General features: G+C 70.1%; 15 protein-coding genes. 4 read left to right on the forward strand and 11 right to left on the reverse strand.

What is annotated here, in order from left to right; all coding sequences use genetic code 11:
- Positions 1–5: 5 nt before the first annotated feature.
- Positions 6–269, reverse strand: coding sequence for a hypothetical protein (locus JQS43_RS13575; RefSeq protein WP_239674754.1), 264 nt, complete (start codon positions 267–269; stop codon positions 6–8).
- A 228-nt stretch (positions 270–497) separates the two neighbouring features.
- On the opposite strand from JQS43_RS13575, the gene JQS43_RS13580 reads away from it, so the two are divergent.
- Positions 498–1,343 (forward strand): PAC2 family protein, encoded by an 846-nt coding sequence (locus tag JQS43_RS13580; RefSeq protein ID WP_239674755.1) that lies wholly within the window; start codon positions 498–500, stop codon positions 1,341–1,343.
- A 143-nt stretch (positions 1,344–1,486) separates the two neighbouring features.
- Positions 1,487–2,296, forward strand: coding sequence for a GntR family transcriptional regulator (locus JQS43_RS13585; protein WP_239674756.1), 810 nt, complete (start codon positions 1,487–1,489; stop codon positions 2,294–2,296).
- A 66-nt stretch (positions 2,297–2,362) separates the two neighbouring features.
- Here JQS43_RS13585 and mshC read toward each other — a convergent pair whose 3' ends face one another.
- The 6 genes from mshC to JQS43_RS13615 all read right to left on the reverse strand — a co-directional run bounded on the left by mshC (position 2,363) and on the right by JQS43_RS13615 (position 7,754).
- The gene (gene mshC, locus JQS43_RS13590) at positions 2,363–3,607 is read right to left on the reverse strand and encodes a cysteine--1-D-myo-inosityl 2-amino-2-deoxy-alpha-D-glucopyranoside ligase (RefSeq protein WP_239674757.1); all 1,245 of its coding nucleotides are present in this window, start codon (positions 3,605–3,607) and stop codon (positions 2,363–2,365) included.
- 20 nt (positions 3,608–3,627) lie between these two features.
- Complete coding sequence (locus tag JQS43_RS13595) at positions 3,628–4,407, reverse strand: SCO1664 family protein (RefSeq protein WP_239679432.1); 780 nt, start codon at positions 4,405–4,407, stop codon at positions 3,628–3,630.
- Positions 4,408–4,436: 29 nt separating this feature from the next.
- On the reverse strand, positions 4,437–5,015 hold the full coding sequence (locus tag JQS43_RS13600) for a DUF3090 domain-containing protein (RefSeq protein WP_239674758.1): 579 nt from the start codon (positions 5,013–5,015) through the stop codon (positions 4,437–4,439).
- Complete coding sequence (locus tag JQS43_RS13605) at positions 5,012–5,761, reverse strand: MSMEG_4193 family putative phosphomutase (protein WP_420847587.1); 750 nt, start codon at positions 5,759–5,761, stop codon at positions 5,012–5,014. Before JQS43_RS13605 ends, JQS43_RS13600 begins: the two co-directional genes overlap by 4 nt.
- A 109-nt stretch (positions 5,762–5,870) precedes the next feature.
- A complete protein-coding gene (locus tag JQS43_RS13610; protein WP_239674760.1) occupies positions 5,871–6,701 on the reverse strand; it encodes an undecaprenyl-diphosphate phosphatase in 831 nt (276 codons plus the stop codon).
- A gap of 3 nt (positions 6,702–6,704) precedes the next feature.
- On the reverse strand, positions 6,705–7,754 hold the full coding sequence (locus JQS43_RS13615) for an LLM class F420-dependent oxidoreductase (RefSeq protein WP_239674761.1): 1,050 nt from the start codon (positions 7,752–7,754) through the stop codon (positions 6,705–6,707).
- 66 nt (positions 7,755–7,820) lie between these two features.
- On the opposite strand from JQS43_RS13615, the gene JQS43_RS13620 reads away from it, so the two are divergent.
- On the forward strand, positions 7,821–8,012 hold the full coding sequence (locus tag JQS43_RS13620) for a DUF5703 family protein (protein WP_239674762.1): 192 nt from the start codon (positions 7,821–7,823) through the stop codon (positions 8,010–8,012).
- A 79-nt stretch (positions 8,013–8,091) separates the two neighbouring features.
- Here the strand turns inward: JQS43_RS13620 and JQS43_RS13625 are convergent, their stop codons facing one another.
- From JQS43_RS13625 to JQS43_RS13640, 4 genes are all read right to left on the reverse strand, one after another.
- Entirely contained in the window at positions 8,092–8,742 is a 651-nt protein-coding gene (locus JQS43_RS13625; protein ID WP_239674763.1) for a hypothetical protein, read from the reverse strand.
- A gap of 16 nt (positions 8,743–8,758) precedes the next feature.
- Entirely contained in the window at positions 8,759–10,099 is a 1,341-nt protein-coding gene (locus JQS43_RS13630) for a M20/M25/M40 family metallo-hydrolase (RefSeq protein WP_239674764.1), read from the reverse strand.
- A 190-nt stretch (positions 10,100–10,289) separates the two neighbouring features.
- Positions 10,290–11,129 (reverse strand): SGNH/GDSL hydrolase family protein, encoded by an 840-nt coding sequence (locus tag JQS43_RS13635; RefSeq protein ID WP_239674765.1) that lies wholly within the window; start codon positions 11,127–11,129, stop codon positions 10,290–10,292.
- Between the two features lie 154 nt (positions 11,130–11,283).
- Positions 11,284–12,828 carry an aldehyde dehydrogenase (NADP(+)) gene (locus JQS43_RS13640; protein WP_239674766.1) on the reverse strand — a complete coding sequence of 515 codons (1,545 nt, stop codon included), beginning with the start codon at positions 12,826–12,828 and terminating at the stop codon, positions 11,284–11,286.
- Between the two features lie 138 nt (positions 12,829–12,966).
- Between JQS43_RS13640 and JQS43_RS13645 the strand changes: the two genes are divergently transcribed.
- Positions 12,967–13,737 (forward strand): FadR/GntR family transcriptional regulator, encoded by a 771-nt coding sequence (locus tag JQS43_RS13645; RefSeq protein ID WP_239674767.1) that lies wholly within the window; start codon positions 12,967–12,969, stop codon positions 13,735–13,737.
- Positions 13,738–13,739: the final 2 nt, after the last annotated feature.

Here is a 13,739-nt window from a genome sequence, read left to right on the forward strand (position 1 = left end):
TAAGCTCAGTATGTGAAGGTCCAGAGCCACCACATGCCGTTGTTGTCCTCGCAGAACCACCAGTCCCACATGCCCTGTTGCACGCCGTACCGGCCGTAGTCGAGGCAGTCCGGACGCTCGTAGTAAACCCCTTGCAGGACCCCCGGGTACGCCGCCGTGACGGCCGACGGGGCGGGGGCGGGCTCGGCGGCTTGCCCCGGTGCCGCCACTAGCGGCGACACCGCCAAAGCGACCACCAGCGAGGTGAGGAGCGCGGTAACTCGTTGCATCGGATCTCCCGTCCATGCTCGCAACTCTCGCCCGGACCGGATCACTCTACAATGAGGACAACCGTATGAGAAGGCCCGACTACTAGGCGTTGATCATGCATCGACTCCGGCTCCACCACGTTTCGGCGCGGCCATCGCGGACCTGCCCAACTCCACCCCGTACGCTAGGCGGTAAGCCCGAAGAGCGAGCCGAGCCAGGAGCGCAAGCCGCGAGGGAACGGGAGTCACGTGAGCGAGTTCGACGGTCTACCGGTACTGCGCAGCCCGGTGGCGATCGCAGCCTTTGAGGGGTGGAACGACGCTGCCGACGCGTCGACCGCGGTCCTCGACCATCTAGAGCAGGTGTGGGAAGCCACCCAGGTGACCGCGCTCGACCCGGAAGACTTCTACGACTTCCAGGTCACCCGACCGGTGCAGAGCCTGGTCGACGACGAACGGCGGATCGACTGGCCAACCACTCGGTTCGCGGTGGCCAGCCCACCCTCGGCGGAGCGCGACGTGGTGCTGATCCGGGGCATCGAGCCGAGCATGCGCTGGCGCACCTTCTGCGCGCAGGTGCTGGAGGTCTGCCACGCGCTGGAGGTCCGACAGATCGTCCTGCTGGGGGCGCTGCTGGCCGACGTGCCGCACACCCGGCCGCTGCCGGTGAGCGGTAGCGGCACCGCTGGCGACGCGACGGAACGGCTGAAGCTCACCCCGACCCGGTATGAAGGTCCGCTGGGCATCGTGGGAGTGCTGCACGAGGCGGCGGCCCGGGCCGACCTGGACACCGCGTCGTTCTGGGTGCATGTCCCCCACTACGCCAACAGTCCGCCCTGCCCAAAGGCCACGCTCGGGCTGCTCCACCGGGTCGAAGAGGTGCTCGACCTGCCGGTGCCGATGGTGGACCTGGCGGAGGCGGCCGGGGCCTGGGAGAGCCGGGTGCGGGCCGCCGCTGAGCAGGATTCGGAGCTGGCCGAGTACGTCCAGGAGCTTGAGGCCCGCTCCGGCGAGGCGGAGCTGCACGCACTCACCGGCGACGAGATCGCGGACGAGTTCGAGAAGTATCTGCGCCGGCGCGGCCCACGCCCTTGAGGCTGCTGTGATCTTGGTTGGGCAGCGGGGGTAGCTTGCTGCCGGATAAATCCGGCGCTCCACGACACTCCCGCTGCTAGACGACGTGACGGGTGCGGGGCGCCACATTGCGTAATGCATCCTAGGAGGCTAGGCTTGGTCCTATGACAGACGGTCCATCCGGGGTCAATCCCGGCGCGGCTGAGTCACCGCATCGCCAGATCGCCGAAGCCCTCCGGGCCAAGATCCGCCGAGGCGACTGGGCCCCCGGCGAGCGGCTACCCGCCATCCCGGCGATGGCGCAGATGTTCGGCGTGGCCAAGCAGACCATCCAGCGCACCGTCGACCAGCTGCGGGTGGAAGGGCTGCTGATCACCAAACCGGGCTCCGGCACCTACGTTCGGGGCACCCGCCGCCGGCTCAACCGCCTATCCCGCGGCCGGTACGGCGCGTACCGCGGCTACCACTCCGACCTCGCCGCCCGGTATCGCCAGTACCTGGTGCAGGTTGGCCGAGCACCCGCGGAGGCGGAGGTGGCCGATGCCTTCGGCGTCACCGAGGGCACCGAGTTCGTGGTCCGTCGGCACGTGGTCCGCACCCAGGAAGCCACGGTCGAGGTCGGCGCCTCTTGGTTCCGGGTCGCCGATGCCGGCGGCACCAGTCTGGAGCAGGAGCAGGCCTTCGGTCGGCCGCTCTACCAAGAGGTCGAGGAGGTAACCGGTCGGCGCTACGCGCACGCCACCGACCAGGTCACCGCCCGGCAACCCAGTCGCGCCGAAGCCGAGACCCTCGCGATCCGGGCCGACACCCCGGTGCTGCACCTGCTACATGTCGCCTACGACGACCAGCGCCGGCCGCTCGAGGTGGCGCAAGCGACCTGGCCCGGTCCAATGACCGCGTTGACCGAACGGTACGACATTCCGGCGCCAGCGGCCGACCCCGACCACTCACAGCCCCAGGTGGCGCTCGGTTGATCCAGCGGGCGCCGGCGACCCGCATCCGGCGACCGCTGCTCGTCGACAGCTCCTCGGCGCCGCTGCTCAGAGTTTCACCCCGAGCAGCGCGTCGACCGTGCCGCGGAGCAGCTCGGCAGCCGCCGGGTCGGCCTCGCTCTCGCCAGCGAGGGCGGCGTCCGCCCACTCATCCACCAGCCGCAACGCCGAGGGCGTATCCAGGTCGTCCGCCAGCCGCTCCCGCACCCCGGCGAGCAGCGGCTCCGCGGCGGGCGCCGCTGCCACGGCCACCGCCGCCCGCCATCGCGCCAACCGCTGCTCGGCGACCTTGCGGACCTCGTCGGTCCACTGCCGATCCTGCCGGTAGTGGCCAGCCAGCAAGGCCAACCGGAGCGCCATCGGATCCAGTCCGTCGGCGCGCAGCCGGGAGACGAAGGCCAAGTTCCCTTTGGACTTGCTCATCTTCTCTCCGGCCAACCCGATCATGCCGGTGTGCACATAGTGCGAGGCGAAGGGCGCCTGGCCGGTGAGCCGCTCCGCGTGGGCCGCCGAGCACTCGTGGTGTGGGAAGATCAGATCGTTGCCGCCGCCCTGCACGTCGATGGTCTCGCCGAGCCGGTCAAGGGCGATCACGGCACACTCCACATGCCAGCCGGGCCGCCCTGGGCCGAGCACCTCGCCGGGCCAGGCCGGCTCGCCCTCCCTAGCGCCTCGCCACAGCAACGGATCTAGCTGGTCGCGCTTGCCGCCGCGCTCCGGGTCGCCGCCACGCTCGGCGAAGAACGCCAGCATCTGTGCCCGGGAGAAGTGGGAGACATACCCGAACCGGGGGGCGGCGGCGATGTCGAAATAGACGTCGCCGCTGCCATCGTCGAGCCGGTAGGCAGCGCCGTCTGCGAGTAGCGACGAGACGGTGTCGACGATCTTCGGAATCGTCTCCACCGCGCCCACGTAGAAGTCCGGCGGCAGCAGCCGCAGCGACTCCATGTCCTCCCGGAACAACGCGGTCTCCCGCATCCCGAGGACGATCCAGTCTTCGCCGTCCCGAGCCGCCCGCTCCAATAGCGGATCATCAATGTCAGTGACATTCTGCGCATATCGCACAGTTATCCCTGAATCTCGCCAGAGCCGGGCGATCAGATCAAACGTGATCATTGTGGCGGCGTGCCCCAAATGGGTCGCATCGTACGGCGTGATGCCGCAGACGTACATCGACCCGCCGGGTGGGCCGGGTCGAACCCGCTGCACCGAACGGCGGGCCGAGTCGAACAATGCCAGCGGTTGCCCGCTGCCCGGCAGCTTTGGAACCTGAGGTCCGATCCATGACTCCATCTCCACCAGGGTATCCAGCCCTAGATCGGAGGCCACGGCATGGTCGGCGAGGCCGGGTTGGGTTGCGGGAACCGGCCCTCGGCACGCAACTGCTCAACCCGCGCCACCAGCGCAGCCACCTCCGCGTCGGTCAACAGGTCGGCGAGTTCGTCGGCTAGCCCGCCATCAAGCCGCGCCGCGAGCCGCGCCAGCGCCGGCTCCGCCTCGGGCGGCAGCGGCTGGCCGACCCAGCCCCACAACACGGTCCGGAGCTTCGGCTCCCGGTGGAGGCAGACCCCGTGGTCGACGCCGTACAGTCGGCCGTCCGAGCCGACCAGCACATGCCCACCCTTGCGGTCGGCATTGTTGACCACCACATCGAAGATCGCCATCTGGGCGAGCCGGGCATCCTCCGCGTGCGCGAGTATGTACGGGTTACCTTCGCCGTCGCGCGCGGCCGCGACCGGGTGCCACCCCGTCGGAAGCTCACCCTCCGGAACGAAGCCGACCAACGCCTCGTCTGACTCTTCGATCCACAGCTGGCAGGCGCCCACCCCCAGCGGCCCCTCCCGCCGCACGGTCGGGGGCACCAGCGGCCACTGCATCGCCGCCGCGACCAGGTACGCGGCGACCTCCCGGCCGGCCAGCGTACCGTCGGGGAAGTCCCACAACGGCCGTTCCCCGGCGACCGGCTTATACACGCATCGGATTGTGCGATCGCCGAGCTCGACGGTGCACCGCAGGGTGGTGTTGGAGGCGTCGACCAACCGCCCCTCCACGGTCAACTCCCCGTGCGTCAAGACGTCGATCGAGTCCTGCATGGACCCGTGGCCGGTGGCGGTGCGCTCAGTCACTCCGGCCCAGGTCGGCGGTGGTAGCCGTTGTGTCGGGGGCAGATGTGCCCGGTCGGGCTGAGTGGCTGCCCACAGAGCGGGCACGGCGGGCGGCCAGCCGCCACCACCCGTCGCGCCCGTTCGATGAACGCTCTGGTCGCCTCCGGCGTGATCCGCACCCGCAGTCGGTCCAGGTGCTCGGCGGGCTCCGCCTCCTCCTCGTCGTCGGTCTCGGCCTCCGACTCGGTCTCCTCCCCCACCTCGATCGCTTCGATCACCACGGTGGAGGTGTCGACGTCAAAGGCGAGCCCCAGCGTGCCGACCCGGAACTCTTCCTCGACCGGTGATGCGAGCGGATCGTTGTCGACCGACTCGGTGACCACCTCGGTCGCCGAGATCCCGAACCGGCGGTTAGCTTCGGTCAGCAGCTCGTCCAGCTTCTCCGCGAGCAGCGAGACCTGCACCTTCTCCAGCATTACCGAGACCAGCTGGCCGCCGCCGCTGGCCTGGAGGTAGAAGGTCCGCTCCCCCGGCTCGCCGACCGTGCCCACGACGAACCGGTCCGGCGGCTCGAACGCGTACACCCGGTGGCTCATACCTCGACCCTACCGAAGCCGCCGCCGCCGGCGCCGCCGCCGACCGGGGCGTCGGACTCGCCCGCCGACGCATCGGCCGCGCCGGCGTCAGCGCCCGGCCGGTCCGCCGACGCCGGCGGGGTCGGCGGGTCGAACCGCAGCTCACCGGTGTCGCCGAGGCGCAACAAGAATGGCCGAGTGGCGGTGTAGCGGATAGCGGCAACCGAGGCTGGGTCGATCACCAGCCGCTGGAACAAGTCAAGGTGGAGCCCGAGCGCGTCGGCGACTATCGCCTTGATCACATCTCCGTGACTGCACGCAAGCCAGACCGCGTGTGGACCGTGTTCCCGGGTCACCTGGGCGTCCCAGTGTCGGACCGCGGCGACCGCCCGGGCGGACATCGCGGCCATCGATTCCCCCTCTGGGCCGGGAAAGGTCACCGCCGCCGGGTGCTGCTGTACCACCGGCCACAGCGGATCCTCGGCGAGCTCGGCCAGCGGTCGCCCCTGCCACTGCCCATAACCGCACTCGATCAGGCGTTCCTCGACGACGACCGGCGCCTGCGGCACCGCCAGCGCGACGGTCTGCCGACAGCGCGGCAACGGGCTGGTAACCGCGGTCACCAGCGGCACCCCGGCCAACCGGGGGGCCAATGCCGCAGCCTGGGCACGGCCGGTCTCGTCGAGTTCGATGGGGCTTCGGCCCGCCAGACCGCCGCCAGCGTTGGCGGCGGTACGGCCGTGCCGCAGTAAGAGGACAGTCGCCACCCGCCGAACCCTACCCTCCCCCGGTGCGCTGATCATGGACTTGGGTACATGATCAGCGGCCAATCATGTACCCAGGTCCATGATCAACGCGCTGGGGGAGGCGCGGGGGTCAGGTCGCGGTGACGGTCCCGGTAAGCAACAGAATAATGATGAACGCGGCAAAACCAAGTCGATACCACACAAAGGTCATCAACGTATGTTTTGCGACAAATCGCAGCAACCAGGCGATCGATGCATACGCCACCACGAAGCTGACCACCGTACCCACCAGCAGCGCGGCGGTCGATACATTCTCGCTCCCCCGGAGCTCGCCCAGCTCCAGCGCCCCGGCCCCGACCAGCGCCGGAATCCCCAGGAAGAACGAAAGCCGGGTGGCGGTCACCCGATCCAGGTCCCGCAACAGGCCCACGGTGATGGTCGCGCCGGCGCGCGAGACGCCCGGCACCAGCGACAGGCACTGCGCGACACCGACGACCAACGAGTCGGTCAGGTTCAGTTGCCGCTCACTGCGCACCTGCGTGGCCGCGTGCTCGGCGAAGGCCATCACCCCGCTCCAGAGGATCATGCCCGCGGCGACCGTCCACAGGTTCCACAGTGATCCCTTGATCAGGTCCTGCCCGAAATAGCCAGCCAGCACGATCGGCAATGAGCCGATGATGACGTACCACGCGAGCCGATACTCCAACTCCCGCCGCGCCGCTGGGACGAAGATCCCCTTCACCCAACCGACCGTGAGTCGGAAAATATCCTTGGCGAAGTAGACTAACACCGCTGCGATCGCACCGGACTGGATCACCGCGGTGAACGCGATCATCGCCGGATCGTTGACCGGCAATCCCATCAGCTTCTCGACCACCACCAGATGGCCGGTGGAGGAGATCGGCAGGAACTCGGTGATGCCTTCGACGATGCCCAGGACCAGCGCCTGCCATAGCTCCACCGGCTACCCGCCGATCGCGGCGCGCTCTGCGGCCGCCGCCACCGCCCGTAGGGTCTCGGCCGCGCCCTCCGCCGGAGCGAACGGAATCACCGACAGCGTGGTCACCCCCGCCTCCGCGTACGCCTGCAACCGGTCAGCGATCCGCGCGACCGGGCCGAGTAGCGCGGTCTGATCCAGAAACGCCAACGGCACCGCCGCGGCAGCCTCCCGATGTTTGCCCGCCAGATACAGCTCCTGGATTCGTTCCGCCGCCTCCCCGAACCCCATCCGGACCGCGAGCTGGTGGTAGAAGTTCTGCTCCCGCGAACCCATCCCCCCCACATAGAGCGCCGCGTAACCGCGGACCAGCTCCGCACAGGCCTCGACGTCGTCCCCGACCACCACTGGCACGCTCGGGGCCACATCGAAGGCGACCCCCTGCCGGCCGGCCGCTGCCTGACCCGCCCGCACCGCCGACAGCTGCGCCGCAGCGTGTTCCGGGGAGAAGAAGATGGGTAGCCAGCCATCGGCGACCTCCCCGGCGAGCCGGAGGTTCCTTGGCCCGATCGCCGCCAGATAGATCGGGACCTCCGACCGCAACGGGTGGAAGCCCAGCTTCAACGCCTTACCCGGCCCATCGGGCAACGGCAGCTGATAGTGGGCACCGTCGAACTGCACCCGCTGCCGGGCCAGCCCCATCCGGACCACCGAGACATACTCCCGGGTCCGCGCCAGCGGGTGGGCGAACCGTACGCCATGCCAGCCCTCGGAGACCTGCGGACCGCTGACCCCCAGGCCTAGCCGGAACCGGCCCCCCGAGAGCGTATCGATGGTGGCGGCGGTCATCGCCGTCGTCGCCGGGGTCCGGGCGGGAATCTGCATCACCGCCGAACCCAGCCCGATCCGGGAGGTCTGGCCGGCCAGCCACGCCAACATACTTGGCGAGTCCGAGCCGTACGCCTCCGCCGCCCACGCCACCGCGTACCCCAGCCGCTCCGCCTCCTGCGTCAATGACAGGTGGTGGGCCGGCGAGCTGGCCGCGGTCTGATATCCGAGAAAGAGTCCCAGCTGCACGGGCAAAGGCTACCGGGGCGCCCCGGCGGGGTGGCGATTCGGGCACCGACTAGGCACTATGAGGCGATGAGCTACGAATACGCGCCGCTGCGGCTACCGGCGAACGTCGACCGGACCTCCGCGACGGCGCAGCTGATCGTGCAGGCCGAGTTCGCCGGCTGGGAGCTGGCCCGGGTGCAGTTGTTCCGCGACGGCACCCGGCAGGTCACGCTTCGCCGGCCGGCCCGCGCCGACACTGCGCCTGGGCTGTCCTACTGACTACCCCGGCGGCTTGACTACTCGGCGTCGGCCGCCCCCGCGCTGGGCCGCGAGCGGCGGCTGCCCCACGGCGCGTACCTCACTCTGGTTGTCCGCCGGCCGGAGTTTCTGGCCGTTCATCCAGTCGGGCCACCAGCCGCGCATCGGCCTCCACCCGGAAGAGTTCGGCGAGTTGTCCGGCGCCGTCGCTGGCGGAGACCGGGGTGGGCAGCTCGAAAACACCCACCACCCCACCGGCGGTCTCCAGCTCCGGGCCGTCCAGACCGGCCAACGAAGTGTCGGCGTCGCGGATCAGCTCCAGCACCGCCTCCCCCACCGTCTCCGGTGGGGTCGCCCCGTCGCCCATCGCCATCCGCGCCGCCGCCTGGCGAGCGGTCGCCAACAGCGCGGCCACGCTCGGCACCCGGTAGTCGCGCCGTTGCCGCACCGAAACCACCACCGGGTACGGGTCATCGGCGCGACCATCACCCAATGGGCGGCCGGGATGGGTCAACGGTTGCACCACCCCACCGGTCTCGATCGCCTCCGTATCCCAGGGAGTCACCTCCCCATACTCGTCCAGCAGCAGTTGGTCGTAGGCGTACGACATGTTGTTCAAGGCTACGTAGCTGTGCCATACGCGTTCATCGTCCAGCGCCCCGTCGGCCGCCCGGATCGCGGCGAGATGCTCCCGGGCCGCCCGGATCACCTGCTCCAGCGCCTCATCGAGCGCCGCTGGGTCGTCGCTCATCGGCTCGAACCTTTCGCTAGCTCATCCGCAGGAACCGGTCCAGCACCCGTACGCCGAACTGTAACCCCTCCACCGGCACCCGCTCGTCCACTCCGTGGAAGAGCGAGGCGAAGTTGAGATCCGGCGGCAGTCGCAGCGGCGCGAAACCGAAGCAGCGCACCCCCAACCGGGCGAACGCCTTGGCGTCGGTGCCGGCGGACAACAGATAGGGGACCGCTCGCGCCGCCGGATCCTCAGCCCGCAGCGCGGCCCCCATCGCCGCGACTAGTGGGCCGTCGAAGGTGGTCTCCACCGCCGGTTGGTGCTGCACGTACTCCACCGTCACCTCCGGGCCGACCAGCTCACGCACCTGCGCCAACAGCTGCTCGGACCGGCCCGGCAGACTCCGAGCATCCACAGTGGCCCAAGCCTGGCCGGGGATGACGTTCTCTTTGTAGCCGGCGTGCAGCCGGGTCGGGTTGGCGGTATTGCGGATCGTCGCGCCGATGATCGGGGCGATCGAGCCGAGCTTGGCGATGAGGGCATCCGGGTCAGCCCGGTCCCACTCCACGCCGAGGGCGTCGCTGGCGTGGGTCAGGAACGCCGTAACGGCCGGGGTCAGCTCCACCGGAAACCGGTGCCGGCCCAGTCTCGCCACCGCCTCGGCGATCGTCGTCACCGCGTTGTCGTCGTGCAACATCGACCCGTGACCGGGCGGTCCGGTGGCGGTCAGCCGCAGCCACTCGATCCCCTTCTCAGCGATCTGCACCAGGTACAGGCGCTGATCGGTGCCCGCGCCGGCCGGGCCATCCACCGAGAAGGAGTAGCCACCGACCTCGCCGATCGCTTCGGTGCAGCCGGCCAGCAGCTCCGGATGCTGCTCGACCAGGAAATGGGCACCGTAGCGCCCGCCCGCCTCCTCGTCGGCGGTGAACGCGAGCACGATGTCACGCGGCGGCTGGTAGCCGGTCCGGGCCCAGTGCCGCACCACCGCCAGCACCATCGCGTCGAAATCCTTCATATCCACCGCGCCCCGGCCCCAGACGAACCCGTCGTGCACCTCGCCGGCGAACGGTGGCACCGACCACTCCGCGGGGTCCGCCGGCACCACGTCCAGGTGGCCGTGGACCAGTAGCGCGCCCCGCTCCGGGTCCGTCCCCGGCAACCGGGCCACCAGACTCGCCCGACCGGGCACCGACTCGCGCAGCTGGGAGTCGATCCCCACCTCAGCGAGTTGGGCGGCGACCCATTCGGCGGCTGGGCGCTCGGGCGCGCTGGTCTGCGGATCGCCCGTGTTACTGGTGTCGAACTGGATCAGCGCCCGGCACAGCTCGACGACCTCGGCCTCCGGGTTCGGGTGTGAGCTGTCCTGTGCCATCCCCCATTCCTACCAGCCACCTAGGCCTGGGAACGCCCCGGCGCCCGGCCCCGGCACCCGGCACCCGGCACCGGGGCCGCCGCCGGGCCGCCACCGACCCGCGTTGACCATGGGGTTTGGCACCTGATTTGGCGCCAGTCATGTACCTAGGTCCATGATCACGCGGGTCGGCGGCGGGGTGGGGTCGGGTTTACCAGTTGAAGCCAGCTTCGTAGGAGATCTCGGCCAGCACCTGCTGACCGGCGTTGTTCGGGTGGAAGTAGTCCCAGCCGGAGACCTGCGACAGCGAGAACGGGTAGTTGAAGACGACGTTGTCGTCGAAGGCGCAGTTCGCGCCGTACGCCGCGCACGCCGCCTCGAGCTCCGAGTTGTAGTCGATGACCCGCTGCTGCACCCGGTCACGCCGCTCGACATCGGCGGCAGCGTTCGAGGTCGGGTTGGCCAACATCGACTGGCAGATATTGAACAGCGACCAGGCGCTGCGGGCCAGCAGGTTGCCCCGGCCGGCCTGCCAGAGCTGCTTGATGTCGGGGATGCTGATGACCATCACCTGGGCGTCCGGCAACCCGGTCGCGAGCACCTGGAGCGCGTCATCGATGTGGCCGCGGAAGTCGGCCACCGGGGTCATCGAGGATTCGCTGCTGGTGCAGGCGTCGTTGGCGCCGATCAGAATCGTGACGTACTCGGCGCCGCTGGCCACCACGGTCTGGGCCTGGTCAGACATCTCGGCCACCCGGGCACCGGATCGGGCGGCGTTCGTGTTGTTGCCGCTGATCGCCGGATTGATCTCAAGAATTCGCTGGTAGTGGCTGTCGCCGGCGCTCGATCCGGTGCTGAAGGAGCGGGAGGTGCAGTCCACGTAGAAGCCACAGGCGTTGAACCCACGGGTGATCGAGTCGCCCATGCTGGCCATCGAATCGGGCGGGGGCCCGGCCTGGGCGGCGGCCGGGCTGGCGACGGTCACCACTGTGACCATGGCGATGGCCGCGGCTGCGCAGACCGCGCTCAGCCGGCGTACGAGTGTCCTCATCGAGTTGCCTCCGGGGGTGGGGGTTGTTACCACCGGGTAACGGCGGTAACCGGTACCATAAGTGACACCGGTCACCGCCCACAAGCATCGACAAGTGACGTATCCATTACCAGCCGGTGGCGGGCGAAGCTCCCCCGAGGACCGTCCGGGCTGGTCAGCCGAGGGTGAGGACCCCAGCCACCCGGCGCGGCAACCCGAACGGATTTTCGTCGCGCAGCGCCAGCGGCAGCAGCTGTGCCGGCGTGTTCTGGTAGACGACCGGCCGTTGGAAGCGGCGGACGGCGGTCACCCCCACCGAGGTGTGTCCGGAGTGCGTGGTTGCCGGCCACGGGCCGCCGTGCTGCATCGCCCAGCTGACCGCCACCCCGGTCGGCCAGCCGTCGAAAATGATCCGACCCGCGACCCAGTTGAGCCGGTCGACCACAGTGTGCACCAGCTCCGGCTCAGCATCCGCGTCGGCGTGGACGGCCGCGGTCAGGCTGCCCGGCAGCACGGCCAGGCCGGCCAGCAGTTGCTCTTCGTTCGCATACTCGACCAGCAGCGCGGCCGGCCCGAAACACTCGGACAGCAGCTGCTCGGAACGTTCGACGAGGGTGGGCGCGTCGACCGCCAGCAGCCGGGCGGCGACCCGGTGACCGGGGCCGGTCTCACCCGGCGGCTCGGGCAGCAACGACCGCACCCCGGGGACCGCCGCCACCTCGCCAACCGCCTGCTCGAAGCCCTGTTCGATCTTCGCGTTGAGCACCGGACCCAGCTCGACCTCGGCGACCGCCGCGCGTAGCTGGTCGGCGAGCCCGTGCCCAGCGGGGAGGAACACCAGCCCTGGCTTGGTGCAGAATTGCCCGGTGCCGAGCGTGAACGACCCGACCAGACCGGAGACGATCTCGTTGGCCCGGGTGGCCAGCGCACCGGCGGTGACGACCACCGGGTTCAGCGAACCCAACTCGCCGTAGAACGGGATCGGATCGGGCCGGGCAGCAGCGAGGTCGAACAGGGCTCGACCGCCGGCGACCGAGCCGGTGAACCCGGCCGCTGCGATCGCCGGGTGCTGTACCAGCGCTTCGCCGGCGGCGAACCCGTGCACCACGGCGAAGGTGCCGGCCGGAGCTCCAGCGGCGGCGAGCGCGTCGACGATCAGCTGCCCGCACCGGGCAGCGAGCCCTGGGTGCCCGGGGTGAGCCTTGACCACCACCGGGGCCCCCGCCGCGAGCGCACTGGCGGTGTCCCCACCGGCGATCGAGAACGCGAACGGGAAGTTGCTGGCCGCATAGACCGCCACCGGGCCGATCGGCAGCAGCATCCGCCGCAGATCTGGCCGGGGCACCGGCTTGGCGTCGGGGTCGGCGGGGTCGATCACCACCTCGAGGATCGCGCCCTCTGTCACCGCATCGGCGAAGAGTTCGAGCTGGCCACGGGTGCGAGCGAGCTCGCCGGTGAGCCGGGTGGGGCCGAGCCCGGTCTCGGCATCGGCGAGGGCGATGAGTTCGTCGGCATGGTCGCCGAGAGTGGTGGCGATCGCCCGCAGCCACGCTGCCCGGTCATGCGGTGGTCGGGCCGCCAGGACCGGGGCTGCCCCGGCCGCGGCCCGGCAGGTCGCGTCGAGCGCAGCGGGGCCGGTATGTGGCACCGGGGCGCCCACCGGCGCGCCGGTGCGCGGGTCGATCCCCTGGTCGACTCCTTCGTCACCTGCCTGATCCACGTCGCGCCTCCTCCGAATATCCTGACGAGCTGTAAGCCGAGACTTATCTGATAACTCAGCCGCATCGCGGCGCCCTATAGCCCCAGCCACGAGGTAACCTATCAGATAAGTAACCAGAGCTTGGTATGGTGACCGACCATGACGACCGCGAGCCCCCGCGCTGGCAACCTCACCCAGCAGACGACCGAACGGCTGGCCGACCTGGTCCTCGGCGAGTTCGAGCCCGGCAGCGACCTGCCGTCCGAGGCCACGCTGGCCCAGCAGCTGGGGGTCAGCCGGCTGACGGTGCGCGAGGCGGTGAAGACGCTGGAGGCCCGCGGGCTGGTAGAGATCCGGCGCGGCCGCCGCCCGATCGTCGCCTGGCCGAATCCGCGGCCGGTCGGCGACTTCTTCGCCGCTGCCATCCGGCGGGACCCGAGCCAGCTACTGGATCTGCTGGAGGTACGCCACGCGCTGGAGGTGCACATCGCCTCGCTGGCGGCGCTGCGGGCGAATCGATCCGCGATCACTGCGCTGGAGCTGGCCCTGGCCGCCATGCGGCAACCCGATGAGGATCTCGACCCCGCCGCGATCAACACCGCTGACCTCCGCTTCCACGAGGTGCTCGCGGCCGCGACCGGCAACCAACTGCTGGCGCACCTGATGGAGGGGATGGAGGAGCCGCTGCGGGCGAGTCGGCTGCAGAGTCTGCGTGGTCACCTGACCCGGGGTGGCACCGTGGCCGACGTCATCGCCCAGCATGAAGCGATCCTCGACCGGGTCCGCGCGCGCGACGCCCAGGGCGCCGGCGCCGCCATGCGCGAGCACCTCGGCCAGACCGCGCGCGACCTTCGGGCGGCGTTCGCGGTGGCCGACACGATCGACCCGCTCCGACCGGCGGCGCGGGCAGGCAGCGGAGAGGAGCACTAGCC

The sequence above is a fragment of the Natronosporangium hydrolyticum genome (assembly GCF_016925615.1).
GTDB lineage: Bacteria > Actinomycetota > Actinomycetes > Mycobacteriales > Micromonosporaceae > Natronosporangium > Natronosporangium hydrolyticum.

Excerpts from the sequence above, each read along its gene's own strand:
- JQS43_RS13575 (WP_239674754.1), bottom strand. The coding sequence starts at position 269 with ATGCAACGAGTTACCGCGCTCCTCACCTCGCTGGTGGTCGCTTTGGCG.
- JQS43_RS13585 (WP_239674756.1), top strand. The coding sequence starts at position 1,487 with ATGACAGACGGTCCATCCGGGGTCAATCCCGGCGCGGCTGAGTCACCG.
- mshC (WP_239674757.1), bottom strand. The coding sequence starts at position 3,607 with ATGGAGTCATGGATCGGACCTCAGGTTCCAAAGCTGCCGGGCAGCGGG.
- JQS43_RS13595 (WP_239679432.1), bottom strand. The coding sequence starts at position 4,407 with ATGCAGGACTCGATCGACGTCTTGACGCACGGGGAGTTGACCGTGGAG.
- JQS43_RS13600 (WP_239674758.1), bottom strand. The coding sequence starts at position 5,015 with ATGAGCCACCGGGTGTACGCGTTCGAGCCGCCGGACCGGTTCGTCGTG.
- JQS43_RS13620 (WP_239674762.1), top strand. The coding sequence starts at position 7,821 with ATGAGCTACGAATACGCGCCGCTGCGGCTACCGGCGAACGTCGACCGG.
- JQS43_RS13625 (WP_239674763.1), bottom strand. The coding sequence starts at position 8,742 with ATGAGCGACGACCCAGCGGCGCTCGATGAGGCGCTGGAGCAGGTGATC.
- JQS43_RS13630 (WP_239674764.1), bottom strand. The coding sequence starts at position 10,099 with ATGGCACAGGACAGCTCACACCCGAACCCGGAGGCCGAGGTCGTCGAG.
- JQS43_RS13635 (WP_239674765.1), bottom strand. The coding sequence starts at position 11,129 with ATGAGGACACTCGTACGCCGGCTGAGCGCGGTCTGCGCAGCCGCGGCC.
- JQS43_RS13645 (WP_239674767.1), top strand. The coding sequence starts at position 12,967 with ATGACGACCGCGAGCCCCCGCGCTGGCAACCTCACCCAGCAGACGACC.